This is a genomic window from Umezawaea sp. (assembly GCF_036375055.1).
GTDB lineage: Bacteria > Actinomycetota > Actinomycetes > Mycobacteriales > Pseudonocardiaceae > Umezawaea.
Genome location: NZ_DASUSQ010000174.1, coordinates 12,516 through 36,559, shown reverse-complemented (window position 1 = coordinate 36,559; position 24,044 = coordinate 12,516). Strand labels below are relative to the sequence as shown.

Annotated in this window: 26 protein-coding genes; 17 read left to right on the top strand and 9 right to left on the bottom strand. The window is 72.6% G+C overall.

What is annotated here, in order from left to right:
* The 3 genes from VFZ92_RS41230 to VFZ92_RS41220 all read left to right on the top strand — a co-directional run.
* The coding region (locus VFZ92_RS41230) for an aconitase family protein (protein WP_330883441.1) at positions 1-420 on the top strand (420 nt) is incomplete at its 5' end.
* Between the two features lie 3 nt (positions 421-423).
* Positions 424-1,026 (top strand): 3-isopropylmalate dehydratase small subunit, encoded by a 603-nt coding sequence (gene leuD / locus VFZ92_RS41225; RefSeq protein ID WP_330883439.1) that lies wholly within the window; start codon positions 424-426, stop codon positions 1,024-1,026.
* Positions 1,027-1,245: 219 nt separating this feature from the next.
* Complete coding sequence (locus VFZ92_RS41220) at positions 1,246-1,959, top strand: HU family DNA-binding protein (protein WP_330883437.1); 714 nt, start codon at positions 1,246-1,248, stop codon at positions 1,957-1,959.
* 199 nt (positions 1,960-2,158) lie between these two features.
* Here VFZ92_RS41220 and VFZ92_RS41215 read toward each other — a convergent pair whose 3' ends face one another.
* Positions 2,159-2,506, bottom strand: a complete 348-nt coding sequence (locus VFZ92_RS41215; protein WP_330883435.1) for a hypothetical protein — start codon at positions 2,504-2,506, stop codon at positions 2,159-2,161.
* Positions 2,507-2,644: 138 nt separating this feature from the next.
* Here VFZ92_RS41215 and VFZ92_RS41210 point away from each other — a divergent pair, with 138 nt between their 5' ends.
* Positions 2,645-3,397: a class I SAM-dependent methyltransferase gene (locus VFZ92_RS41210; protein WP_330883433.1), complete on the top strand. Its 753-nt coding sequence runs from the start codon at positions 2,645-2,647 to the stop codon at positions 3,395-3,397.
* Between the two features lie 695 nt (positions 3,398-4,092).
* Here the strand turns inward: VFZ92_RS41210 and VFZ92_RS41205 are convergent.
* The 4 genes from VFZ92_RS41205 to cofC all read right to left on the bottom strand — a co-directional run bounded on the left by VFZ92_RS41205 (position 4,093) and on the right by cofC (position 8,258).
* Positions 4,093-5,031, bottom strand: coding sequence for an NUDIX hydrolase (locus tag VFZ92_RS41205; RefSeq protein ID WP_330883443.1), 939 nt, complete (start codon positions 5,029-5,031; stop codon positions 4,093-4,095).
* A 23-nt stretch (positions 5,032-5,054) separates the two neighbouring features.
* Positions 5,055-7,322: an RNA degradosome polyphosphate kinase gene (locus VFZ92_RS41200; RefSeq protein WP_330883431.1), complete on the bottom strand. Its 2,268-nt coding sequence runs from the start codon at positions 7,320-7,322 to the stop codon at positions 5,055-5,057.
* An 85-nt stretch (positions 7,323-7,407) separates the two neighbouring features.
* On the bottom strand, positions 7,408-7,602 hold the full coding sequence (locus tag VFZ92_RS41195; RefSeq protein WP_330883429.1) for a hypothetical protein: 195 nt from the start codon (positions 7,600-7,602) through the stop codon (positions 7,408-7,410).
* A gap of 29 nt (positions 7,603-7,631) precedes the next feature.
* Positions 7,632-8,258, bottom strand: a complete 627-nt coding sequence (gene cofC, locus VFZ92_RS41190; protein WP_330883426.1) for a 2-phospho-L-lactate guanylyltransferase — start codon at positions 8,256-8,258, stop codon at positions 7,632-7,634.
* A gap of 88 nt (positions 8,259-8,346) precedes the next feature.
* Between cofC and VFZ92_RS41185 the strand changes: the two genes are divergently transcribed.
* The 4 genes from VFZ92_RS41185 (at position 8,347) to VFZ92_RS41170 (ending at position 11,884) form a co-directional block, all read left to right on the top strand.
* Positions 8,347-9,063, top strand: a complete 717-nt coding sequence (locus tag VFZ92_RS41185) for a lysophospholipid acyltransferase family protein (protein WP_330883424.1) — start codon at positions 8,347-8,349, stop codon at positions 9,061-9,063.
* Complete coding sequence (locus tag VFZ92_RS41180) at positions 9,063-10,073, top strand: NAD(P)H-dependent glycerol-3-phosphate dehydrogenase (protein WP_330883422.1); 1,011 nt, start codon at positions 9,063-9,065, stop codon at positions 10,071-10,073. The genes VFZ92_RS41185 and VFZ92_RS41180 overlap by 1 nt, the downstream gene beginning before the upstream one ends.
* A complete protein-coding gene (locus VFZ92_RS41175; protein ID WP_330883420.1) occupies positions 10,070-11,161 on the top strand; it encodes a cystathionine gamma-lyase in 1,092 nt (363 codons plus the stop codon). The genes VFZ92_RS41180 and VFZ92_RS41175 overlap by 4 nt, the downstream gene beginning before the upstream one ends.
* A 255-nt stretch (positions 11,162-11,416) precedes the next feature.
* Positions 11,417-11,884: a cysteine dioxygenase family protein gene (locus VFZ92_RS41170; RefSeq protein WP_330883418.1), complete on the top strand. Its 468-nt coding sequence runs from the start codon at positions 11,417-11,419 to the stop codon at positions 11,882-11,884.
* Here the strand turns inward: VFZ92_RS41170 and VFZ92_RS41165 are convergent.
* A complete protein-coding gene (locus VFZ92_RS41165) occupies positions 11,868-12,515 on the bottom strand; it encodes a pyridoxamine 5'-phosphate oxidase family protein (RefSeq protein ID WP_330883416.1) in 648 nt (215 codons plus the stop codon). The genes VFZ92_RS41170 and VFZ92_RS41165 overlap by 17 nt on opposite strands.
* 66 nt (positions 12,516-12,581) lie before the next feature.
* On the opposite strand from VFZ92_RS41165, the gene VFZ92_RS41160 reads away from it, so the two are divergent.
* Entirely contained in the window at positions 12,582-13,976 is a 1,395-nt protein-coding gene (locus VFZ92_RS41160; protein WP_330883414.1) for a PLP-dependent aminotransferase family protein, read from the top strand.
* 24 nt (positions 13,977-14,000) lie between these two features.
* Positions 14,001-15,068, top strand: coding sequence for a D-alanine--D-alanine ligase family protein (locus VFZ92_RS41155; RefSeq protein ID WP_330883412.1), 1,068 nt, complete (start codon positions 14,001-14,003; stop codon positions 15,066-15,068).
* Between the two features lie 7 nt (positions 15,069-15,075).
* Here the strand turns inward: VFZ92_RS41155 and VFZ92_RS41150 are convergent, their stop codons facing one another.
* Positions 15,076-15,666 carry a DUF3515 domain-containing protein gene (locus VFZ92_RS41150; protein ID WP_330883410.1) on the bottom strand — a complete coding sequence of 197 codons (591 nt, stop codon included), beginning with the start codon at positions 15,664-15,666 and terminating at the stop codon, positions 15,076-15,078.
* A 20-nt stretch (positions 15,667-15,686) separates the two neighbouring features.
* On the bottom strand, positions 15,687-15,920 hold the full coding sequence (locus tag VFZ92_RS41145) for an Lrp/AsnC family transcriptional regulator (RefSeq protein ID WP_330883408.1): 234 nt from the start codon (positions 15,918-15,920) through the stop codon (positions 15,687-15,689).
* A gap of 97 nt (positions 15,921-16,017) precedes the next feature.
* Between VFZ92_RS41145 and VFZ92_RS41140 the strand changes: the two genes are divergently transcribed.
* The 5 genes from VFZ92_RS41140 to VFZ92_RS41120 all read left to right on the top strand — a co-directional run bounded on the left by VFZ92_RS41140 (position 16,018) and on the right by VFZ92_RS41120 (position 19,729).
* Positions 16,018-16,983, top strand: coding sequence for a thiamine-phosphate kinase (locus VFZ92_RS41140; RefSeq protein WP_330883406.1), 966 nt, complete (start codon positions 16,018-16,020; stop codon positions 16,981-16,983).
* A gap of 14 nt (positions 16,984-16,997) precedes the next feature.
* Positions 16,998-17,477 (top strand): GNAT family N-acetyltransferase, encoded by a 480-nt coding sequence (locus VFZ92_RS41135; protein WP_330883404.1) that lies wholly within the window; start codon positions 16,998-17,000, stop codon positions 17,475-17,477.
* 121 nt (positions 17,478-17,598) lie between these two features.
* Positions 17,599-18,492: a hypothetical protein gene (locus tag VFZ92_RS41130; protein WP_330883402.1), complete on the top strand. Its 894-nt coding sequence runs from the start codon at positions 17,599-17,601 to the stop codon at positions 18,490-18,492.
* 21 nt (positions 18,493-18,513) lie between these two features.
* Positions 18,514-19,035: a gamma carbonic anhydrase family protein gene (locus tag VFZ92_RS41125; RefSeq protein WP_330883400.1), complete on the top strand. Its 522-nt coding sequence runs from the start codon at positions 18,514-18,516 to the stop codon at positions 19,033-19,035.
* A 16-nt stretch (positions 19,036-19,051) separates the two neighbouring features.
* Positions 19,052-19,729 (top strand): uracil-DNA glycosylase, encoded by a 678-nt coding sequence (locus tag VFZ92_RS41120; protein ID WP_330883398.1) that lies wholly within the window; start codon positions 19,052-19,054, stop codon positions 19,727-19,729.
* A 125-nt stretch (positions 19,730-19,854) separates the two neighbouring features.
* On the opposite strand, the gene rpmB is transcribed toward VFZ92_RS41120, so the two are convergent.
* Complete coding sequence (rpmB, locus tag VFZ92_RS41115; protein ID WP_106188104.1) at positions 19,855-20,046, bottom strand: 50S ribosomal protein L28; 192 nt, start codon at positions 20,044-20,046, stop codon at positions 19,855-19,857.
* A gap of 161 nt (positions 20,047-20,207) precedes the next feature.
* On the opposite strand from rpmB, the gene VFZ92_RS41110 reads away from it, so the two are divergent.
* Positions 20,208-21,830 carry a DAK2 domain-containing protein gene (locus VFZ92_RS41110; RefSeq protein ID WP_330883395.1) on the top strand — a complete coding sequence of 541 codons (1,623 nt, stop codon included), beginning with the start codon at positions 20,208-20,210 and terminating at the stop codon, positions 21,828-21,830.
* A 14-nt stretch (positions 21,831-21,844) separates the two neighbouring features.
* On the top strand, positions 21,845-24,040 hold the full coding sequence (gene recG, locus VFZ92_RS41105; RefSeq protein ID WP_330883393.1) for an ATP-dependent DNA helicase RecG: 2,196 nt from the start codon (positions 21,845-21,847) through the stop codon (positions 24,038-24,040).
* Positions 24,041-24,044 lie beyond the last annotated feature (4 nt).

Genomic DNA, 24,044 nt, shown 5'->3' with positions numbered 1-24,044 from the left:
GAGGTCAAGGTCGACACCGTGTTCGTCGGCTCGTGCACCAACGGTCGCATCGAGGACCTGCGCCTCGCGGCGTCCGTCCTCGAGGGCCGCACGGTCGCCGCCGACACGAGGTTGCTGGTGGTGCCGGGCTCGGTGCGCGTGCGTCTCCAGGCCCAGGAGGAGGGCCTCGACAAGGTCTTCCTCGAGGCCGGTGGCGAGTGGCGCGGCGCGGGCTGCTCGATGTGCCTGGGCATGAACCCCGACCAGCTCGCACCGGGCGAGCGGAGCGCATCCACGTCCAACCGCAACTTCGAGGGGCGTCAGGGCAAGGGGGGACGCACCCACCTGGTGTCGGTGCCCGTCGCTGCCGCCACCGCGGTGGCCGGACACCTCGCATCGCCCGCCGACCTGGCGGACGCCGCCACGAGCAAGGAGGCCTGACCCATGGACGCCGTGACCGTGCACTCCGGCACCGCGCTGCCGTTGCGCCGCAGCAACGTCGACACCGACCAGATCATCCCGGCGGTCTACCTCAAGCGGGTCACGCGCACCGGCTTCGAGGACGGCCTCTTCGGCGCCTGGCGCAACGATCCCGACTTCGTGCTCAACCAGCCGCAGTACGACGGGGTCTCGGTCCTCGTCGCAGGCCCCGACTTCGGCACCGGCTCGTCGCGCGAGCACGCGGTGTGGGCGTTGATGGACTACGGCTTCAAGGTCGTGATCTCCAGCCGGTTCGCCGACATCTTCCGCGGCAACTCCGGCAAGCAGGGGCTCGTGGCCGCCGAGGTCGAGCAGTCGGACGTCGAGCTGCTCTGGAAGCTGCTGGAGACCGAGCCGGGCACCGAGGTGACCGTTGACCTGGTCGAGAAGACAGTTCGGGCAAAGGACTTCACCGCCGCCTTCCGGATCGACGACTACACCCGCTGGCGCCTGCTCGAGGGATTGGACGACATCGCCCTGACCCTGCGCCACGCCGATCTGATCGACGAGTTCGAGTCCCGCCGCCAAGGTTGGCTGCCCACCACGGATCCGCTTCCGGCCACCTGAGGTCGAGCCTCGGATTCCTCCCCGACGAGGGGGAATCCGAGGCCCCCGAGCCCCTCCCAAAGTGCCCCAGGAGGGGGTTTCTGTCCCTCGACAGAGCGCAATTGCCCACGCCACAACGAAAAATATGGCGTGGCGATTGGTATTTCCCTTCATATGGGCTTACCGTGGCCACCAGTCGGCCCGACTAATGGGCCGTAAGCGTCCTGGGAGGGACTGACGGTGAACAAGGCCCAGCTCATCGAGGCGCTCGCCGAGCGTCTTGGCGACAAGAAGAACGCCGCTGCTGCAGTGGACGGGCTCGTCGACGTGATCGTTCGCAGCGTCCACAAGGGCGAGAAGGTGAACATCACCGGGTTCGGCGTCTTCGAGAAGCGTGCCCGTGCGGCGCGCACCGCTCGCAACCCCCGCACCGGTGAGACCGTGAAGGTCAAGAAGACGAACGTGCCCGCGTTCCGCGCCGGTTCGACGTTCAAGGACGTCGTGAGCGGCGCGAAGAAGCTGCCGCGCGTCACCGCTGCCGCGAAGGCTCCGGCCGCTGCCGCGACGTCGACGCGTGCGGCTGCCGCCGCGAAGCCCGCCGCCGCCACCAAGGCGCCGGCGACCCGCAGCACCACGGCGCGGACGACGACCACCCGCACCGCGCGCAGCACCACCGCCCGCACGGCCGCCGCGGCGACCAAGGCGCCGGCGACCCGCAAGACCACCGCGGCAGCGGCGAAGCCCGCCGCCGTGAAGGCTCCTGCGGCCGCCAAGGCCCCCGCCAAGACGGCTGCCGCGAAGGCACCCGCGAAGACCGCTGCGGCGAAGCCCGCCGCAGCGCCCAAGAAGGCCCCCGCCGCCAAGACGACGGCTGCGGCCAAGGCCCCCGCCGCCACCAAGGCAGCGGCGAAGCCCGCCGCCGCCAAGAAGGCTCCGGCGGCCAAGAAGAAGTAGCACCACCTCCCCCTGAGCGGGGGAGCAGCACCAACGCCCAGGGCCCGATGCGGACGCGCATCGGGCCCTGGCGTTTGCTTCCGACCGCCTCCAGCAGCACGTCAGGCGTGTTTTCGGGGGTGTGCGGGGATCTTCGCGCACCCCGTCCAGGAGGGGCGGCCGAACCTCCTTGGTGGCCTGGAAGTCGGCCGGTCGAGCGTCAGCCGTACGAGGCCACGAGCCTGATCGGCCCCACCAGGGCGGCGTTGAACCCGTCCAGCTCCTCCGCGGGGATCCAGTACTCCAGCAGGTCCCGCCCGCCCGCCCGCCGCGGCTCGTAGCGGTCCAGGAACGCGGTCCTCACCTCGAACGCCGTGACGTGGCCTACTCCCTCGTGCGGCACGTTCCACTCCCGCGCGATCCTCGTCGCGTACGCCTCGCTGAGCACCGGGTAGAAGATGGGCTGCGCGGGCAACCTGGGCGGCCACGCCGTCCAGCCGGACTCGGCGACCAGGTCCAGCTCCGCCTGTCCGGTGGGGCGCCACAGGGTCGTCGTCTCCTCGGTCATGGGCGATATCGTGCCGTGATCGGGTCGGTGGGGCGACCGCTTTGCGCCCGCGCGGTACTTCCGCGGCACAGCCGCCATTCCCCGAACCCGCCGGGCAATTCCGTGGACGTCCCGCGCGCGGCGCGCGAGTCTGGTCGGGTGGAACTCGATGCGGGGCACAACCGGAAGGCGTGGGAAGCGGCGTCGCAGAAGCACGTGCGCGAGTACGACGAACTCCTGGAACAAGCTCGGAACGGGACTTCGCTGTTCCCGTGGGAACTCGAACTGCTGCGCCCGCTGGTGGAATCCGGCCCTTCCGTGGTGCACCTCCAGAGCGGCCACGGATTGGACGACATCGCACTCGTCGCCGCGGGAGCGAGGGGAGTGGTCGGGGTCGACTTCAGCCGCACCGCCGTTGTCTCAGCCCGACGGCGAGCCGTTGACCTTGGTGTTCCCTGTCACTACGTGGTGGGTGAACTGCCCGGTGCACCGCTGCGCTCCGGGTGCGCGGACGTCGTCTACACGGGGAAGGGCGCGTTGATCTGGATGCCCGACCTGGCCCGCTGGGCGGCCGACGTGGCCCGTCTGCTGCGGCCCGGTGGGCACCTGTTCCTCTACGAGGCCCATCCTGCGGTGCCACTGTGGACGTGGGACGCCGACGAGCCCCGGATCCGGGGGGACCGGGGGTACTTCGCGCGGGGGTTCGTCAACGACACGTTCCCCGGTCACGGGGCGGTGGAGGCGCAGGCGACGTTGGGGGAGGTCGTCACGGCGGTGGTGCGCGCCGGGTTGGAGGTGCGGGTGCTGGAGGAGTACGCGGAGCCGTTCTGGCGGGCCGGTGGGGTGGACGCGGCTGCGTGGCGGGGGCGGCTGCCGAACTCGTTCGCGCTGGTGGCCAGGAAGGGGATGTGACTCGGAAGGGGATGTGACTCGGCCTCGACTTCGTCATCGGGCTCGGGCGGGTGCCCCGCTGTCACCCCGCTCGCGCGAGGGCGCTGAGGATCGGGGCGCCGGTGGGGGAGGGGTGGGGAGGGTGAAGTGGGGAAGTGCGGCGGGGGTTCGGTTCGGTGGTGATGTGCGGTCGGCGGTCGGCGGTCGGCGGTCGGGCGGGTGAAGGGAAGGCACAAGGTGGGGAGTGCGGGGGGAGGTGCGGTGGGCGGTGCTTCCGCTGGGACAGTGGTGGGACGGCTGCCGTTGCCGCCCCAGGCGTGCGGGTGCCTCGGCTGCCTCGGCGGGCGGGCTTGAGCGCCTCTGCTGGCTGCTGCTGCGGGCGGGGCTTGAGCGCTGCTGCGCCGGTCGTCGGAGCAAGCGGGCCTTGGTGTTGCTGCGCTGGCTGCTGCTGCGGGCGGGCCTTGAGCGTCTTCTGGGCTGGCTGCGGAGCGTGCTGTCTGAGTGCCATCGGCGCTGGTGGCTGACCTGCTTGCGCGGTCGGTGCCAGCCGTGGTCGATTTTACTTGGGGGATTCGCCCCTTGAAATTTGTCGGTCCGAGGGCTTCCCACCTGCCCTTTTTGGCCCGACGAAGGGGCAAATCCAGGGGCCCCCAAGTCAAATCGACCACACCCCGCAACCCAGCCACCGCACGCGACCCACTGCCAAGAACCGCTGGTCAGAGGCGCGGCACACCCAGCGCACTGGGCAGGTAGTGAGCGGAAACCAACCTCGGCCACCCCACGGGCGAGTCCGATGTGGACCAGTCTGGTAGCGGACGGGTGAAGGCGAGCACCCACACGCTGCCCTTCTTGCACGGCACGTCCGCCAAGCGCAGACCGCCGATGTCCGCCAGCTTCCCCACCAGGTCCGGGATGACGCCGCCCTGGCTGGACACGACCGGCACGCCGCCCATCGCCGAGATCTCCAGGAACCGCACCAGGCCCGCGTCGGGGTCCGGCCAGTAGCCCTCCTCCGACATCCTCGCTTCGCGCCTCACGGTGGTCCGGAGGTCGTCCGCCATCCCCTGCACGGTCTGCACGCAGCGGACCCGCGGAGCCGCGTGCACGCGGTCCGGGGCGAACAGCGGAAGGAGGGAGCGCACCGCCTCGGCTTGGCGCCAGCCCGCCGAGCTGAGCGGGCGGAGGTCGTCGTTGCCCCGCCAGTTCTCGCGCTTGCCCGCCTTGGCGTGGCGGACCAGCAGAACCGTTTGCAGGTCCGCGGGCACGAGCGCGAAGGCACCCAGCACGTCGCGGTCCAGCTGCCTGGTCACGAGGGCCGCCGCCTCGGCCACCGGCAGCCAGCGCAGCTCGTCCGACTCGGAGTTCGGCACGAACGAGCCGCGCAGCGCGCGGGCGCTGAAGTAGTCGACGACCTTGGGGCGGCCGAACGCCTTGTAGTGCACCTGGGACACGTGCCTGCCCAGCACGGCGTGGTAGCCGGTCTCCTCGCGCACCTCCCGCACGGCCGCGGCGGGAACGGTTTCACCGGCGTCCAGCTTGCCCTTGGGGAGCGACCAGTCGTCGTAGCGCGGCCGGTGGACGACCGCTACCTCGACGGTTCCGTTCTCGTCGCGCCACAGCACCGCACCGGCCGCCCGAATGGTGTCGGTCGACAACACGCGTCTCCTTAGGGGTGTGCTCAGCCCTGCGCGCGGTGTCGGCGCAGCATCTCGGCCTGGTGGTCGCGCACCACCGTGCCGTCGGAGGGGGACGCGTCCCACTCGCCGTCCGACCGCAGCACCCAGCAGCGGGTGGCAGGCTCCAGGGCCGAGTCGAACATGTCGTCGAGTTGGGCGGTCAGCTTCGGGCCGGTGACGCGCAACTGCACCTCGACCCTGCGGTCCAGGTTGCGGTGCATCATGTCAGCGCTGCCGATCCAGTGCTCGTCCGCCCCGATGAAGTGGAACACCCGCGAGTGCTCCAGGAAGCGGCCGAGGATCGAGCGGACGTGGATGTTCTCGCTCAGCCCCCGGATGCCCGGCTTGAGCGCGCACACGCCGCGCACCACGACGTCGATCCGCACACCCGCCTGGGACGCGCGGTACAGGGCGTCGATGACCTCCTCGTCCACCAGCGAGTTCACCTTGATCCGCACGCCTGCGGGGTGACCGGCGCGGGAGAGGTCGATCTCGGCCTGGATGCGCTCCACGATGCCGCGCCGCACGCCGTAGGGCGCGACCAGGATGCTGCGGTAGTTGTCCTGCCTGGCGTAGCCCGTGAGGACGTTGAACAGGTCGGTGAGGTCGGCGCCGACCGACGGCTCGGCGGTCAGGATGCCGACGTCCTCGTAGAGCCGCGCGGTCTTCGGGTTGTAGTTGCCCGTGCCGATGTGGCAGTACCGGCGGATCGTGGACCCCTCCTGGCGCACCACCAGCGCGGTCTTGCAGTGCGTCTTCAGCCCGACGAGCCCGTACACCACGTGCACGCCAGCCTTCTCCAGCTGCCGCGCCCACTTGATGTTCGCCTGCTCGTCGAACCGGGCCTTGATCTCGACCAGCGCCACGACCTGCTTGCCCGCCTCGGCCGCGTCGATCAGCGCGTCCACGATGGGCGAGTCGCCCGACGTCCGGTACAGCGTCTGCTTGATCGCCAGCACGTGCGGGTCGGCGGCGGCCTGCTCGATGAACCGCTGCACGCTCGTGGAGAACGAGTCGTACGGGTGGTGCACCATCACGTCGCCCTCGCGCAGCGTCGCGAAGACGCTCTTCGGCGTCTCGCGCTCACCGAACGCCGGGTGCGTCGCGGGCACGAACGGCGGGTCCTTCAGCGCCTTGCGGTCCAGGCTGTAGAGCTGGAACAGGCACGACAGGTCCAGCAGGCCCGGCACCTGCACGACGTCGTCCGGGTCCACCTCCATCTCGCGCAGCAGCAGCTCCAGCATGTGCTCGGTCATGTCGTCCGCGACTTCCAGCCGCACGGGCGGGCCGAACCGGCGGCGCGCCAGTTCGCGCTCCAGCGCCTGGAGCAGGTCCTCGTCGCGGTCCTCCTCCACGTCGAGGTCGGCGTTGCGGGTGACCCGGAACGCGTGGCACTCGATGACCTCCATGCCCGCGAACAGCTCGCCCAGGTGCGCGGCGATGAGCTGCTCCAGCGGCAGGAACGTCGCCGAGCTGCTGGCCCGGTCCGCCTCCACGCGCACCAGCCGGGGCACGTTGTCCGGCACCTTCACGCGGGCGAACCGCTCGGTGCCGCCCTCCGGGTCCCGCACCGTCACGGCGAGGTTCAGCGACAGCCCCGAGATGTACGGGAACGGGTGGGCCGGGTCGACCGCGAGCGGCGTCAGCACCGGGAACACCTGCTCGCTGAAGTAGTTCGACAGCCGCAGCCGGTCGAAGTCCGTCAGCTCCGACCACGTCACCAGGCTGATGCCGTTGCGGTCCAGACCGGGACCGACGTGGTCGAGGAACGCCCGCGCGTGCTGCTCGACCAGCTCCTGGGTGCGCTTGAAGATGTTCGCGAGCTGCTCGCGCGGCGTGAGGCCGTCCGCGCTGCGCACCGACAGGCCGGTCTCGTCGCGGCGCTTCAGGCCCGCGACCCTGACCATGTAGAACTCGTCCAGGTTCGACGCGAAGATCGCCAGGAACTTCGCGCGCTCCAGGAGCGGCTGCGAGGAGTCCTCGGCCAGCGCCAGCACCCGCGCGTTGAAGTCCAACCAGGACAGTTCGCGGTTGAAGTAGCGGTCGTCCGGCAGGTCCGCCGCCGGCAGCGCGTCGGCCGTGACGGCCGGGGGCGACGACGGGACCGACCGGGCACCGGTCGTGACAGCGGGTGGTGACTCGACGGCCGGTTCGGGCGTCCGTCCACGACGGGTCGCCGGTCGGGGCTTGCGCCGGGGGGTCCCCGCGGACGCGGAGGTCCGGGTCCTTCGCTTCGGCGTGGCCTTGTCGTCGCTGTCGTCCGTGGTCACACCTGCATTGTGCCGTGCGGAAGCCGGAATCGCCTCGATCGTGAGCGACTACCGGGTGAACTCCCCGTCACAGTGCTGGATCGAATTAGACCGGGCGGACCAGACCGGTCACCGAGCCGTCCTCGTCGCGACGCAGAGTGACGCGCTGGCCGGGCCTGAGCGACCTCCAGCAACCCACCGCGACCGCGTCCGGGGGCACGTCGACGAGCAGCCCGTCGTCGCGCAGCACGGTCGCCGAGCCGTCGGCGTGGAAGGCGCTCACGGTCGCCTGCTCGATCATGGCGGCAACGCTAGCGCCTCGGTCGCCGGTCAGCCGCACACCGGGAGCAGGGCCGCGGTGCGGGAGCCGAGGCCGAGCACCGCCGCCAGCCCGAGGTCCTCCGCGGTGTCCACGTCGGTGCGCAGCGACGGCCACGGGCCGAGGAGGGCGACCGCGCCGGACGCCGCGTGCGCGTCCGCCGACCCGACGCCGAAGCGCGGGTCGAGGTCGCCGCCGGGGGCGGAGAGCAGCAGCGTGGTGCCGGTGCCCTGCCGGTCAGGGCAGTACGCGCGACCCGTCGCCGCCTCGATCGCGGCGGCCAGCTCGTCCGCGCGCAGCGCGGGCAGGTCCGCCTGCAACGCGCCCACCACCGACCTCGGGTCGCGGGCGCGCAGCAGGGCGGCGCCGTGGCGCAGCGCGGGGTTCAGGCCCTCCGGGCCGGGCGCGGACTCCACGCCCAGCGCGGTCAGCTCGGCGACCACCGCCGGGTCGGACGTGACGGCCAGCACGTGCCGTACGACCGCCGCGGCGGCGGTGACCGTGTCCAGCGCGAGCGCCAGGGCCAGCGCGGCGTGCGCGTCCGGGTCGCCCGCTCCGCGATCGGCCGCGCCCAACAGCCTGGTCTTGGCCCGGTCGAGCGTCTTGACTGGTACCACGAGGTCCACTTGGCGGCGCACCTCGCCATACTCCCCGATGTCGGCTGGACCTGACCGGGGCACCCGAGGAAGACTCCAGGTCCGCGGTGGACGAATCGAGGGAGAACACGTGGTCAGGGAGAAGGGCGGCTTCTGGGTCGGGGTCGCCGCGGCGATCGTCTACCCGATGGCCGCGGCGCTCGGCAGGCGGCGGACGGTGCACGGCGAGCGCCTGCCCGCCACCGGCGGCGCGCTCGTGGTGATGAACCACGTCTCCCACCTCGACCCCTGCTACGACGCCGTGTTCGTGCACAGCCACGGCCGGGTGCCCCACCTGCTCGGCAAGCACAGCCTGTGGAACGTGCCGATCATGGGCACGATCCTGCGGGGCGCCAAGCAGATCCCGGTCTACCGCGGCACCACCGACGCCCAGCAGAGCCTGCGCGCCGCGCACGAGGCGCTGGCGTCCGGCCAGGTCGTCGTGATCTACCCGGAGGGGACGATCACCCGCGACCCCGACGGCTGGCCGATGACGTCGCGGACCGGCGTGGCCCGGCTCGCGCTCCAGCACGACGGCCCGGTGGTCCCGGTCGCCCGCTGGGGCACCAGGGAGATCTACGACGGCTACTCGAAGAAGTTCCGGCCGCTGCCGCGCAAGACCGTGGAGACCCGGCTCGGCGAGCCGGTCGACCTGTCCGCCTACCGCGACCAGCCGCAGACGCGCGCGCTGCTGCGCGAGGTGACGGACCTGCTGATGGGCGAGGTGAAGGACCTCCTCGCCGACATCCGCGGGGAGCGGGCTCCGGAGGGCTTCTACGCCTCTGCCAAGAACAGGGACGACAACTGATGAGCGTGCAGAGGGTCGCCGTGCTGGGTGCCGGGTCGTGGGGCACCGCGTTCGCCAAGGTGATCGCCGACTCCGGACCGGAGGTCGTGCTGTGGGCGCGGCGCGACTCCGTGGCCGACTCGGTCAACGGGTCCGGGATCAACGAGGACTACCTGCCCGGCACCAAGCTGCCGTCGAACCTCAGCGCCACCACGAAGGTGGACCAGGCGCTGGACGGGGCGCAGGCCGTGGTGCTGGCCGTCCCCAGCCAGACGCTGCGCGCGAACCTCGTGGGCTGGCGCGACTCGCTGCCCGACGGCGCGACCCTGGTGAGCCTCGCGAAGGGCGTCGAGCTGGGAACGCTCAAGCGGATGAGCGAGGTGGTCCGCGAGGTCGCGGGCGTGCCGGAGGACCAGGTGGCGGTCGTCTCCGGACCCAACCTGGCCAAGGAGATCGCCGCCGAGCAGCCCACCGCGACGGTCATCGCGTGCACGGACCACGACCGCGCGGTCGAGCTCCAGCAGGCCTGCTCCAACGGCTACTTCCGGCCGTACACGATCACCGACGTCATCGGCTGCGAACTCGGCGGCGCCTGCAAGAACGTCATCGCGCTCGCCTGCGGCATGGCCGCCGGGCTCGGGTTCGGCGACAACACCATGGCGTCCATCATCACCCGCGGCCTCGCCGAGACCGCGCGCCTCGGCGCCGCGCTCGGCGCGGACCCGCTGACGTTCGCCGGCCTCGCGGGCCTGGGCGACCTCGTCGCCACGTGCGCGTCCCCGCTGTCGCGCAACCGGACGTTCGGGCACCGGCTGGGGCTGGGCGAGAGCCTGGCGCAGGCGCAGGAGGCCGCGCACGGGCAGGTCGCCGAGGGCGTGAAGTCCTGCTCGTCGATCCGCGAACTCGCGCAGCGGCACGGCGTCGACATGCCGCTCACCGACGGCGTCCACATGGTGTGCCACGACGGCATGGACCCGCGCACCCTCGGTGCGGCCCTCATCGGCCGCGAGCCGAAGGCGGAACGGCAGTGACCGCGGGGTCCGAGGACAGGGAGTACGGCGACGGCACGAGGGTGGTGCACGCGGGCGCGCCCGAACGCCTGCCCGGCGGCCCGTTCATGGGCAGCCCGGTGTTCGCGTCGGCGTTCCACCTCACCGGCGAGGACACCTACGGCCGCGCGGGCAACCCGACGTGGCGCGCGCTCGAAGCGGCGCTGGGCGAGCTGGACGGCGGCGAGTGCGTCCTGTTCCCGTCCGGCATGGCGGCCGTCTCCACGGTGCTGCGCCTGGTGCTCCGCACGGGTGACACGGTCGTGCTCCCCGCCGACGGCTACTTCCTGACCAGGAAGTTCGTGGCGGAGCACATGGACGTCGTCGTCCGCGAGGTGCCGACCGCGGGCCCGTGGCCGGACTTCGACGGCGTCTCGTTGGTGCTGCTGGAAACCCCGTCCAACCCCGGCCTGGACGTGTGCGACATCGCCGCGCTGTCCCACGCCGCCCACGCGGCGGGCGCGCTCGTGGCCGTGGACAACACGACCGCGACCCCGTTGGGGCAGCAGCCGTTGCGGCTGGGCGCGGACATCGTCGTCGCCAGCGACACGAAGGCCGTCGCCGGGCACAGCGACGTCCTGCTCGGCCACGTGTCCACAACGGACGCCGCTCTCGCGGAGCGCCTGCGCGGCGCCCGCACCGTCGGCGGCGCCATCCCCGGCCCGTTCGAGGCGTGGCTCGCCCACCGCGGCCTCGGCACCCTCGACCTGCGGCTCACCCGGCAGGCCGCGAACGCCGCCGCGCTCTACGACGTGCTCCGCGTCCACCCGGCCGTGACGGGCCTGCGCTGGCCCGGCGCCCCGCAGGACGAGGCGTACGCGCTGGCGGTCCGGCAGATGCGCCGCTTCGGCGGGGTGCTCACGTTCCAGCTGGCCGACGTCGCCGCCGTGGACGCGTTCCTCGCCAGGTCGAAGCTCATCGCCGCCAGCACCAGCTTCGGCGGGCTCCACACGAGCCTCGACCGGCGCGCGCAGTGGGGGGACCCCGTGCCCGAGGGCCTGGTGCGGCTGTCCGCGGGCTGCGAGGACACCACCGACCTGGTCACCGACGTGCTGGCGGCGCTCACCTGACGGGCCCGCCCGCACGTCCCGTCGACCGGTGGGACTCGATCGGGTGAGACCTCTCCCAATTGCTGGGATGTGGTTGAGGGCGTCGGACGCGGCTGCGAGAATCGCCCGGTGTTGTTGCGCGCGATGATCGACGGGCGGGGTCACATCGACCTCAGCCTGGTCTCCAGCGCGCTCTGTCCTTGTCGGTGATCTTCTCGCGCCCTGCCGGTCGGTGACGACCGGTGCCGCTTTGATCCCGAAGGACCACACCACCCCATGTTCGCCGTTCCGGACAACACCGTCGCCCTGCCCGAGTCCCGCGCCGCGCTGCACCCGGTGCGCATCGCGCTGGGCTTCGCCGCCGACCGCGCCTCCTGGCGCCACCTGCTCCGCTACGACCCCGAGCAGCGCTTCGCCGCGCTGGTCGAGCGCACGGCCACCGAAGAGGTCTGGCTGATGAGCTGGCTGCCCGGACAGGAGACCGACCTGCACGACCACGGCGGCTCGACCGGGGCGTTCACCCTGGTCAGCGGCTCGCTGACGGAGACCGTGGCCACCTCGCGCATCCAGGTGCTGCACAGCCTCACGGCCGGGCAGTCACGGGTGTTCGGGCCCCACCACGTGCACCGCGTGCGCAACGACGGGCCCGACCCGGCGGTCACCATCCACGTCTACCGCGACGGCGGCCGGGCCATGACGCCGTTCCGCTTCGACCCGGTCGACGGGCCTACCGCCGTCCGCTGACGTGCTCCGGCACGGCCGTGCCCCCGGCGAGCAGGGGGCACGGCTCCGGCGGACCGTACGCCGTCCGGACGGGCAGGACACCCGCCCACGCCCGTGAGGTCGCGACGTCCTCCTCCTCGTCGGACGGGGGACCGGTGCGGATCTTCACCGACGCCTCGGCCAGGTCCAGCGCGAGCACGGCCGTCGCGGCCAGCTCCTTCGGCGACGGCCGCCGCGCGTAGTCCCACGAGCCGGGCGACAGGTGCTCGGTCAGCACCCGCAGCGCGTGCGCCTTGGCCTCCGGGTCGAGCACCGGCACGGCCGTGCCGTGCACGACGGCGCAGCGGTAGTTCATCGAGTGGTCGAACACCGAGCGGGCGTAGACGATGCCGTCGAGCAGGGTCACGGCGACGCTCACCGGCACGCCGGCCCCGGCTTCGCGCAGCGTCCGCGCGCCGGTCGAGCCGTGCAGGTAGAGGGTGTCGCCGTCGCGGCCGTAACCGGTGGGCAGCACGACCGGCGCGCCGTCGACGACGACGGCGAGGTGGCACACCAGGCCCGCGTCGAGCACCTCGTGCAGGGCGGAACGTTCGGTCACGGCGCGCTTCTTGCCCCTCTTCACGGTGCTGCGCGGGGTCGTCGACAAGGTCATGGTTCCATCGTCGGTCGAGAAGTGGCATCCTTCAATGACCAATTTCAACGTATTTGGAAGTGCCACTTGTCGGACACCCCGTTTTCGGTGACGCTCGACCGCTCGTCGACCGAACCGCTCGCCGTGCAGCTCGCGGACGCGATGCGCACCGCGGCCGCCGAGGGCAGGCTGCGCAGCGGCGACCGGCTGCCCTCCACCAGGGCGCTGGCCGAACGGCTCGGCGTCAGCCGCACCGTCACGGCGGCGGCCTACGAGCAGCTGCACGCCGAGGGCTGGATCGCGGGCAGGCACGGCAGCGGCACCTACATCACCACGACCCCGCCGGGCGCCCTCAAGGGTCGCACCAAGCGCGCCGCGCCGACACCCGCGCCCCGCGAGGTCATCGACCTCGGGCCCGGCGCCCCGTGGGCCGGTGGGCTGGACAAGGCGGCCTGGCGCCGGGCGTGGCGGGCCGCCGCGGACACCGTGCCGCTGCTGCGCCCGCAGCGCGGAGGGCTGCCGGAGTACCGCGAGGTCGTCGCCGAGCACCTGCTGCGCCACCGCGGCCTCGCCGTGGTCGGCGGACTGCGCGAGGAGCTGGTGCTGGCCACCGGCGGCACCACCGCGGCGCTGACCGAGCTGGCCGCCGCCGTGCTCAAGCCGGGCGACGCGGTGGCCGTGGAGGAACCCGGCTACCAGCGCGCGGTCGGCGCGATGCGGGCCGCGGGCCTGCGGGTCGTGCCCGCGCCGGTCGACGCCGAGGGCCTGCTCGTGGAGGGCGTGCCGAAGGGGGTGCGGGTCGTGTACTGCTCGCCCGCGCACCAGTACCCGATGGGCGGCCGGATGTCCGCGGGCCGCCGGGTCGCGCTGGTGGAGCGGGCCCGCCGCGACGGCTGGCTGATCGTCGAGGACGACTACGACGGCGAGCTGCGCTACGACGTGGCCCCGCTGCCGCTGCTGGCCGCGCTCGCGCCGGACGTGGTCGTGCACCTCGGCACGACCAGCAAGATCCTCACGCCGACGCTGGGCGCGGGCTGGATGGTCGCGCCCGAGTCGATCGCCAGCGCCGTGCTGGCCCACCGCGAGCGCACCGGCACCGGGCCCGCGCCCGCCGGTCAGCGCGTGGTCGTGGAGCTGGCCAGGCACGGAGACCTCGGCAGGCACCTGCGCAAGCTGCGCCGCGAGCTGTCCGAACGCCGGGCGCTGCTGGTGGAGGCGCTGGCCGAGGCGGGCGTGCCGGTGCTCGGCGACGACGCGGGCGCCCACGTGGTCGTGCGGGTGGCGACCGACGAGGCCGAGCAGGAGCTGCTGGCCGCCGCGGAACGGCGGGGCTTCCGGCTCGACGGGTTGGCCCGCCACCACGCGGGGCGCCCGAGGGTCCACGGCGTCGCCATCGGCTACGCGGCGTGTTCGCGCGAGCAGTTGACCTCGGTGCTCCCCGTGCTGGTCGAGCTGCTCATCGCCGCTGCTCCGCCGGGTTAACCCATCCGGGTAGTCTCGGGCCTCATGACACAGCGCAAGACCAGGGTCGCCGTGGTGTTCGGCGGCCGGAGCACCGAGCACACCGTCTCCTGCGTTTCCGCCGGGAGCGTGCTGCCCAACCTGGACCGCGACCGCTTCGAGGTCGTCCCGGTGGGCATCACCCCCGAAGGCGCCTGGGTGATCGGCGCCGACGACCAGCTCGCGCTGACGATCAAGGACCGCGAGATGCCGACGCTGGCCTCGCTCGTGCCCGTCGGTGGCGGCGAGCTGGTGCCCACGGAACCCGGTGTCGTGGTGGCGGGCGTCGACGTGGTCTTCCCGCTGCTGCACGGCGCCTGGGGAGAGGACGGCACCGTCCAGGGCCTGCTGGAGCTGGCGGACGTGCCCTACGTCGGGCCCGGTGTCCTCGCGAGCGCCGTCTCCATGGACAAGGAGTACACGAAGAAGCTGCTGGCGGCCGAGGGCCTTCCGGTCGGCACGTTCGAGGTGCTCAAGCGCGGCCAGGACACGCTGACCGTCGACCAGCGCGAGCGCCTCGGCCTGCCGGTGTTCGTGAAGCCGTGCCGCGCCGGGTCGTCCGTCGGCATCTCGAAGGTCGTCGACTGGGCGCACCTGGACGACGCCATCGCGTTCGCCCGCCAGACCGACCCGAAGGTGATCGTCGAGTCCGCCGTGGTCGGCCGCGAGATCGAGTGCGGCGTCCTGGAGTTCCCGGACGGCCGGGTCGAGGCGTCGCTGCCCGCCGAGCTGCGCGTCGTGGGCGGGTCCGTCGACTGGTACGACTTCGACTCGAAGTACCTCGACGACGTGTGCGAGTTCGACATCCCCGCGAAGCTCGACGACGACCTCACCGAGCGGCTGCGCGCGATGGCGATCACGGCGTTCCGCGCGCTGGACTGCCAGGGGCTGTCCAGGGTGGACTTCTTCGTCACCGAGTACGACGAGCTGGTGATCAACGAGATCAACACCATGCCCGGTTTCACGCCCATCTCGATGTACCCGCGCATGTGGGCCGTCACCGGGGTCGACTACCAGACCCTGCTGACCACCCTGGTCGAGACCGCCGTCGCGCGCGGCACGGGCCTGCGCTGATCCACCATCAGCCCTGCGTGCGGACGGGGCCCTTCTGGAGCGCGTCGCGGATCGTCGTCGACACGTCCTGGAGGGGCCCTGTTCCCGCGTCGGAAGGAACGGTCAGCGCGATGAACACCGCGCGGTCGACGGCGAACCACGTCGACGAGTCGGAGCCCTGGACCTCCAGCCACTGCACGTCCGAGACCACCCTGAGCTGGGAGGTCGGCGTCAGCTCACCGGGCCGGTCCAGCCCGCAGCGCAGCACGATCGGCCGGTGTTCCGCGTCACCCCACGCCACGGCGCCCGCGGGCGCGGGAGCGGCGAGTTCACGGCGCGGCAGCGTCACCCCGTCCGACACCAGGGTCAGCGGCAGCTTCCCCACCAGCGAGGTGCAGTCGGGGGATTCCGCCGCGGGGGCGGTCACCGGCACGAGGGCCAGGGGGCCGGAGTTGTCCGAGGTCGGCAGGGCGGGGTCCGCGGCACCCGAGGTGCCGAGGACGAGCCCGACCGCCGCCACCGCGACCGCCAGCAGCACCGGGAGGCCGATGGCCACGGCGAGCAGCGGTCGGGGCAACGACGAGACGGACTCGGATTCGGTCGGCTGATCCTGTGGCACAGCCCTATGACAACACGTCGCTACAAGTTGACCACTGGGCAGGTCAGGGTCCGGGTGATCCCTTCCACGTTCTGGATGCGGGCGACCACGAGCTGACCGAGCTGGTCGACGGTGTCGGCGTCCGCCCGGACGATCACGTCATAAGGACCCGTGACGTCCTCCGCGGACGAAACCCCCGGAATACCGGCGATCTCCCCCGCGACGGCGGCTGCCTTCCCGACCTCGGTCTGGATGAGGATGTATGCGTGCACCACGGCGTGCCCCTTCGTCGCGACAGGTTAGGTCGGGGTAGGAACTTGACCAGCAACGTACCGCAGTTGGAGTTCCGAATGCTCAGAACGGGAGGCAATCTTGCGTCCGGACCCGCCGCAGGACGCGGACACGGTCGCCGAAGTGGGTGAGTTCGGTCTCATCCGCCGCGTGACAGCAGGTCGGACGCAGCCCCCCACCACGCTGCTCGGGCCTGGTGACGACGCCGCCGTCGTCGCCGCGCCCGACGGTCGGGTGGTGGCGTCGACCGACGTCCTCGTCGAGAACGTCCACTTCAGACTCGACTGGTCATCACCCGAGCACGTGGGCCGGAAGGCCGCCGCGGTGAACCTCTCCGACATCGCCGCCATGGGCGCGATGCCGACCGCGCTCCTCATCGGACTGGCCTGCCCGGCCAACACCCCGGCGAGCGTCGTGGACGGCATCACCGCGGGCCTGTGGCAGGAGGCCGCCGTCGCGGGGGCGGGTGTCGTGGGCGGCGACATGGTGAGTTCCGAAACACTGGTGATCTCCATTACCGCGCTCGGCGACCTGGGTGGACTGGAGCCCGTGGTGCGCTCCGGCGCGCAGGTCGGCGACGTGGTCGCGGTGTGCGGGAAGCTCGGCTGGGCCGCGGCGGGCCTCGCCGTCCTCAGCCGCGGCTTCCGCTCGCCCGTGGCGGTGGTGGGTGCGCAGCGGACTCCCGAACCGCCGTACCCCGCCGGTCCGCAGGCCGCGGCGGCCGGTGCCACCGCGATGATCGACACCTCCGACGGGCTGCTGGCCGACCTCGGGCACGTCGCGGACGCCTCCGGGGTCGGGATCGACATCCGCACGGAGCTGCTGGAGGTGCACCCCCGGCTGCTCGACGTGGCGTCGGCGCTGGGTGCGGACGCCCGCCACTGGGTGCTGACCGGCGGCGAGGACCACGCCCTGGCGGCCACGTTCCCCGAGCCCGGCGCCGTGCCCGAGGAGTGGCAGGTGATCGGCTCCGTGCGGCACGGCAGCGGTGTGACCGTCGACGGGCGCGCGTACGAAAAACCCCCTGGTTGGGAGCACTGGCGGTAGGTATCTTGAGGACCATGGAACTATGCACGGTCCCGTATGACCATCCAGACGCGGTGAAGTTGATCGACGGCGTCCAGAGGGTCTACGTGGAGCGCTACGGCGACGAGGACATCACGCCCGTCGACCCGGCCGAGTTCTCCGCGCCGCGCGGGTACTTCGTCGTCGGGTACCTCGACGGCGAGCCCGTGGCGTGCGGCGGCTGGCGCGCCCACGACGAGGCCGAGGAGCCGCTGCTGGCCGGGGACGCCGAGATCAAGCGGATGTACGTCGTCGACGCCGCCCGAGGCCGGGGGCTGGCCAGGGCCGTCCTCGCCGACCTGGAGAGGTCGGCCGCCGAGGCCGGGCGGAAGCGGCTGGTGCTGGAGACCGGGGCCGTCCAGCCCGAGGCCATCGCGCTCTACCGGAGCAGCGGGTACGAGCGGATGCCCAACTTCGGCACCTACCGGGACCACCCGCTGAGCCTGTGCTTCCGGAAGGTGCTGGGGGAGGGGTGACCGGGCCCGGCGGGCCGCGACGGCGCCGGTGGCCGTCCTCCTGACCGACACCCGGTCAGCCCCTCCTGCCCGCCGCCGCTCGGCGGTACGTTGAGGTCTCGATCTTCGGGGGGAGGCGCCGGTGGAGTGGCCCCGTCGACCGCTCGTGCTGAGCGAGCGGACCCTGCGGCGCGGGTGGGAGACCGGCTGGGCGGTGGTGCTGCCGCTCGTGTCCGGTCTGCTGACCTGGCTGGCGACCGGCCACGGCTGGCTGACGCTGTTCGCCGCCGTCGTGGTCGGCGTCCTGTTCGTCCAGATCGCCCGCCCCCGGTTCGAGGAGCCGCCCGGCCGCCCGGTCGTGGCCGACGTCGACTCCGCCCCCGCGGAACCGGTGTGGGCGCAGGTCCGGTGGGTGTCGTCGGCTCGGGTGCCCCGCGTGGTGCCCGTCGTCGCGCTCGCGTCGGCGCCCGGCGGCGAGGTGCGGCAGGTGTTCCAGGTCGCATGCGACGACGCCCCCGTGCAGCTGCGCGCGGACGGGATCCCGTTCGCCGCCGAACTCGTGGGCGCCCACCCGCCGCTGCTGCGCGTGCCCGGCGAGGAGTCGGTGGCGCTGCGGCGGGAGCGGCGCGCCCCCGCGTCCGCGCTCGTCGACCCCGGTTACGCCGACCCGCCGCGACCGCCGACCGCACCGCCGCTCGCCCAGTGGTGGCAGCGGCTCCACCTCCGCCGAGCCGTCGCCCTGCTGGCGTCGGACCCGCAGTGGCTCCCGGTGCGGCTCGTGCCCGCGCCGGTCGGCCCGCACGCCCCCTGGGTCGTGGTGCGGCCCAGCGACGGGCACGTGCTGGCCCGCCAGTACCTGCCGCGGGCGGTGGCGGGCGTTCCCACCGGGCCGCACAGCGCGCTGCTGGGCGTGGCGCGGGGGTCGGTCGTGCTCGACGAGAACCAGGCCGGCGACGCGGTGGACGCCGTGCTCTACGGTCAGGGCTGGTCCAACCCGGTCCTCCTGCGCGGGGTTCGCATCCGCCACGTGGGGTGACGCACTGAGAGGACGTCCTTCGTGGCCATCTACGCCCTGGGCGAGCACGAGCCGGAGATCCACCCGGAGGCGTACGTGCACCCCGACGCCACCGTGATCGGTGACGTGAGGATCGCGGCGTTCGCGTCCGTGTGGCCGCGGGCGGTGCTGCGCGGCGACGCCGGGCGCATCGAGATCGGCGCGCGCACGAGCGTGCAGGACGGCACCGTCGTCCACTGCACCGAGGTGCACCCCGCGCTGATCGGCGAGGAGTGCGTCATCGGGCACAACGTCCACATCGAGGGCGCGACCATCGCCGACCACTGCCTGATCGCGTCCGGTTCGGTGGTGCTGAACGGTTCCGTGGTCGAGGAGGGCTCGATCGTCGGCGCGGGTGCCGTGGTCTCCTTCGGCGGTCACGTGCCCGCCCGCTCGATGGCGCTCGGCGTGCCCGCGAAGGTGCGGCCGGGGCACGTCGTGCCGGAACGTGCCTGGCAGTTCGCGGTCGACCGGTACGTCGCCACCATCGCCTTGTACCGCAAGGAACTCCGCAGGCTCGACTGAGATAGGGTCACGCGCTGTGCCTGGACGTCCCCTGAACGAGATCGTGGAAACCGGATGGGCTGAAGCACTCGCCCCCGTTTCCGACCGCATCGCCGAAATGGGCGAGTTCCTGCGTGCCGAAGTCGCCGCAGGCCACACATACCTCCCCGCGGGCGAGAACGTGCTGCGCGCGTTCCAGCAGCCCTTCCACGAGGTGCGCGCCCTCATCGTGGGCCAGGACCCGTACCCGACACCCGGCCACGCCGTGGGCCTGAGCTTCTCGGTGTCGCCGGAGACCAGGCCGATCCCCAAGAGCCTGGTCAACATCTACAAGGAGTACGTCGACGACCTCGGCTACCCCATGCCGTCCAACGGCGACCTCACGCCGTGGACCGAGCAGGGCGTGCTGCTGCTCAACAGGTCGCTGACGCTCCGCACCGGAGTCTCGAACTCCCACCAGGGCAAGGGCTGGGAGCAGGTCACCGAGCAGGCCATCCGCGCCCTCGCGGCCCGCGAGGAGCCCATGGTCGCGATCCTGTGGGGCCGCGCGGCCCGCAACCTCAAGCCCATGCTGGACCCGGTGCCGTGCATCGAGTCCGCGCACCCGAGCCCGCTGTCGGCGCACGGCGGCTTCTTCGGCTCCAAGCCGTTCAGCAAGGCCAACGAGCTGCTGGAGAAGCAGGGCGCGGCCCCGATCAACTGGAAGCTGCCCTAGGCCGTCGCCCGGTGCCGCCGCCCGTCGAGACCTCCTCGGCGGGCGGTTCGGCGCGGGCCTCGGGGGGCCGGACAAAGCGAAAGCCCGGACGCCGAGGCGTCCGGGCTCCCGTTCAGGGCTGCAAATCAGCCGCGCACAACCTTGCCCGCCTTGATGCAGGAGGTGCACACGTTCAGCCGCTGGCGCTGCGAGGAGGAAACCTTCGCGCGCACGGACTGGATGTTCGGGTTCCACCGGCGGTTCGTCTTCCGGTGGGAGTGCGAGACAGAATGGCCGAAGCCCGGCCCCTTGTTACAGACGTCGCACACGGCAGCCACGTCAGCCACTCCTTAGGGTTGCTCATTTCGTACTCACGCCCCGGCGGGCGCGCAAGCGTGCACAAGCCTCAGCCGGGCATGGCAACAACGATGAGGGTAACCGGTCGGCGGTGCCACGACCAAACCGGGGTGCTGTCGGCACGGGTGGATACGCTCCCGCCATGCAGGTCCTCGATGCTGGTGCGGTGCGTCAATGGGCGGACGCGTGTGTGCGGTCACTGGACGTGAACCGCGAGGCGATCGACCGCATCAACGTCTACCCGGTGCCCGACGGCGACACGGGCACGAACCTCCTCCAGACCATGCGGTCGGCGCTGGACGCCCTGCTGCGGGCCCCCGCCGAGGCGCGCGACGCGGCGGGCGCGTCCCTCGCGGCGCTGGCCAGGGGGGCGCTGGCGGGCGCGCGCGGCAACTCCGGGGTGATCCTGTCCCAGGTGCTGCGCGGGCTCGCGGAAACCGTCCAGGGCGCCTCCACCATGACCGGCGGTGCGCTGCGGCAGGCCCTGCACCGGGCCGACGAGCTGGCCACGGCCGCGGTGTCCCAGCCGGTCGCGGGCACCGTGCTGACCGTCCTGCACGCCGCCGCCGAAGCCGCGGACGACGGGCCGGACGACCTGGAGCACGTCATCACCTCGGCCGCGAAGGCAGGCGCCGCGGCCCTCGCCGACACCCCGCGCCAGCTGGCCGTCCTCGCCAGGGCGGGCGTCGTCGACGCGGGCGGGCGCGGGCTCCTGGTGCTCTTGGACACACTCGCGGCCGTCGTCACGGGCCGCGAGGAGGAGACCGAGGTCGTCCCGGTGCTGCCGAGGACACCGGAATCCCTGACCACGGGCCGCGAAGCCGGGTCGAGCGAGTTCGAGTACGAGGTCATGTACCTGCTCGACGGCACGTCCGAGGCAGGCGTCGACGGTCTGCGCGCCGCGCTCGGCGGACTCGGCGACTGCGTGTCCGTCGTCGGCGACGGCGCCGAGCTGTGGACCGTCCACGTGCACTGCAACGACATCGGCGCCGCCGTCGAGGCGGGCATCGCCGCGGGCCGCCCGCACCGCATCACCGTCGCGCGGTTCGCCGACCAGATCGCCGCGCAGGCCCCGCGCTTCGTGCGCGACCGCGCGGTCGTCGTGCTGGTCGGCGGCGGGGGCGCGGTCGAGCTGTTCCGCGCCGAGGGCGCCGTCGTGGTCGACCTGGCCGCCTCGGAGTCGCTCACGGCCGCCGACCTGCTCGCCGCGCTCGTCGGCACCCGCGCCCGGCACGTCACCGTCCTGCCCGGCGCCGCCGACGTGCGCGAGCACCTCGACGACGCCGTCGCGCAGGCCGTCGCGGCGGGCCAGGACGTCGTGGTCGTCCCGACCGCGTCCCCGGTCCAGGTCCTCGCCGCGATGGCCGTGCACGACCCGTCCCGCCGCCCCGGCGACGACGTGGTCGCGATGGCCGAGGCCGCCGCCGCCACCCGTCGCGGCGAACTGGCCGTGTCGGACCGCGAGGGCATCACGTGGGTCGGCCGCGTCGCCCCCGGCGACCTCCTCGGGATGCTGGACGGCGAGGTCGTCCTGATCGAACCCGCTCCCGCCGCCGCCGACGCCGTGGGCGACCTCGCGTGCAGGCTGGTCGACCGGATGCTCGGCGGAGGCGGCGAACTGGTCACCGCCGTCCTCGGCGCGGACGCCCCGGCCGACCTCGCGGCCCTGCTGGAGGACCACCTGAGGCTGAGCCACCCCGAGGTGGAGCTGACCGTCTACTCGGGCGGCCAGCCGGACACGATCGTCCTTGTCGGTGTCGAGTAGTTGAATGGGCGGCGATGACCACCTTTGACGAGAAGCTGGTGTCGGTGCTCGGCAAGAAGAGCGCCGACGCGCTGGAGGCCGGGCTCGGCCTGCTGACGGTCGGCGACCTGCTGCGGCACTACCCGCGCCGGTACGACGAGCGCGGGAAGCTGACCGAGATCGCGAGCCTGGAGCTGGGCGAGCACGTCACCGTGCAGGCCAAGGTCAAGTCGGGCAAGAAGCGCGCGATGAAGAACCGGCGCGGCTACATGTTCGAGGCGACCATCACCGACGGCACGAACGAGCTCCAGCTCGTGTTCTTCGGCACGCCCGCGCACGTCGCCGAGACCGAGCTGCTGCCGGGCAGGCAGGCGATGTTCGCGGGCAAGGTCGGCCGCTTCAACAACAAGCTCCAGCTCGCCCACCCCGACTTCGAGGTCCTGAAGGACGAGGCGCCCGACTCGGCGGCCGACCGGTTCGCCCAGGCGTTCATCCCGGTCTACCCGGCCGCGCAGGGCATCCAGTCGTGGAACATCGTCAACTGCGTCAAGCAGGTCCTCGACGTGTGGGACGGCGTCCCCGAAGCCTCCGACCCGCTGCCCTCCCGGCTGCGCTCGTCGCGCTCGCTGATGCCGCTGGAGGGGGCGCTGCGCGCCATCCACCGCCCGGACAGCTGGGCGGTGATCACGCTCGCGCAGCAGCGCCTGAAGTGGGACGAGGCGATGGCGGTCCAGCTCGCGCTCGCCCAGCGCAGGCAGTCCGCGGGCGCCCGCCCCGCCCCCGCCTGCCCACCGCGACCGGGCGAGATCCTCGACGCGTTCGACGCGCGGCTGCCGTTCACGCTGACCAACGGGCAGCGGGGGATCGGCGAGGAGATCGCCCACGACCTGTCCGGCGCGCACCCGATGAACCGGCTGCTCCAGGGGGAGGTGGGGTCGGGCAAGACCATGGTCGCCCTGCGGGCGATGTTGCAGGTCGTCGACTCCGGGCGGCAGGCCGCCATGCTGGCGCCGACCGAGGTGCTCGCGGCGCAGCACGCGCGCTCGTTGACCGAGATGCTGGGCGACCTCGCGCAGGCGGGGCAGCTGGGCGGGGCCGAGCACGCGACGCGGTTGACGCTGCTGACCGGGTCGATGAGCGCGCCGCAGCGCAAGAAGGCGATGCTGGAGATCGTGTCCGGCGAGGCCGGGATCGTGGTCGGCACGCACGCGCTGATCCAGGACAAGGTGACGTTCGCCGACCTCGGGCTCGTGGTGGTGGACGAGCAGCACCGGTTCGGCGTGGAGCAGCGGGACGCGCTGCGCGGGCGGGCGCGGGAGGGGGCGACGCCGCACGTGCTGGTGATGACGGCGACGCCGATCCCGCGCACGGTGGCGATGACGGTGTACGGCGACCTGGCCGTGTCGGCGCTGCGCGAGCTGCCGGGGGGCCGGTCGCCGATCAGCACGTCGCTGGTGCCGCTGGCGGAGAAGCCGCAGTGGCTGGCCCGCGCGTGGCAGCGCATCCACGAGGAGGTCGCCAAGGGCCACCAGGTGTACGTGGTGTGCCCGCGCATCGGTGGCGGCGAGCCGGACGACGACGGGGCCGAGCCGCCGAAGGAGGACGCGTCGGACCGGCGTCCTCCGCTGGCGGTCGTGGACGTGGCGAACCGGCTGTCCGAGGGGCCCCTGCGAGGGCTCGCGATCCAGGTCCTGCACGGCAGGCTGCCCGCGGACGAGAAGGACGCGGTGATGCGGTCGTTCGCGGCGAACGAGACGAAGGTGCTGGTCGCCACGACGGTGATCGAGGTCGGCGTGAACGTCCCGAACGCGACCGTCATGGTGATCATGGACGCGGACCGGTTCGGCGTCAGCCAGCTGCACCAGCTCCGCGGCCGGGTGGGCCGGGGCAGTGCGCCCGGTCTGTGCCTGCTGGTCACGGAGATGCCGGACGGCACGTCGACCATGGAGCGGCTGCGCGCGGTCGAGTCCACGTTGGACGGCTTCGAGCTGGCGCAGCTCGACCTGGAGCTGCGCCGGGAGGGCGACATCCTCGGCGCCGCCCAGTCCGGTGTGCGCTCCGGGTTGAAGATGCTGTCGCTGCTGCGCGACGAGGACCTGATCCGCGAGGCCCGCGTGGAGGCCCAGCAGGTGGTCGACGCCGATCCCGAGCTGACCGCCCACCCCGGCCTCTCCGGGCTGGTGGCGGGCCTGCTGGACGAGGAGCGGGCGGAGTACCTGGAGAAGGCCTGAGCTA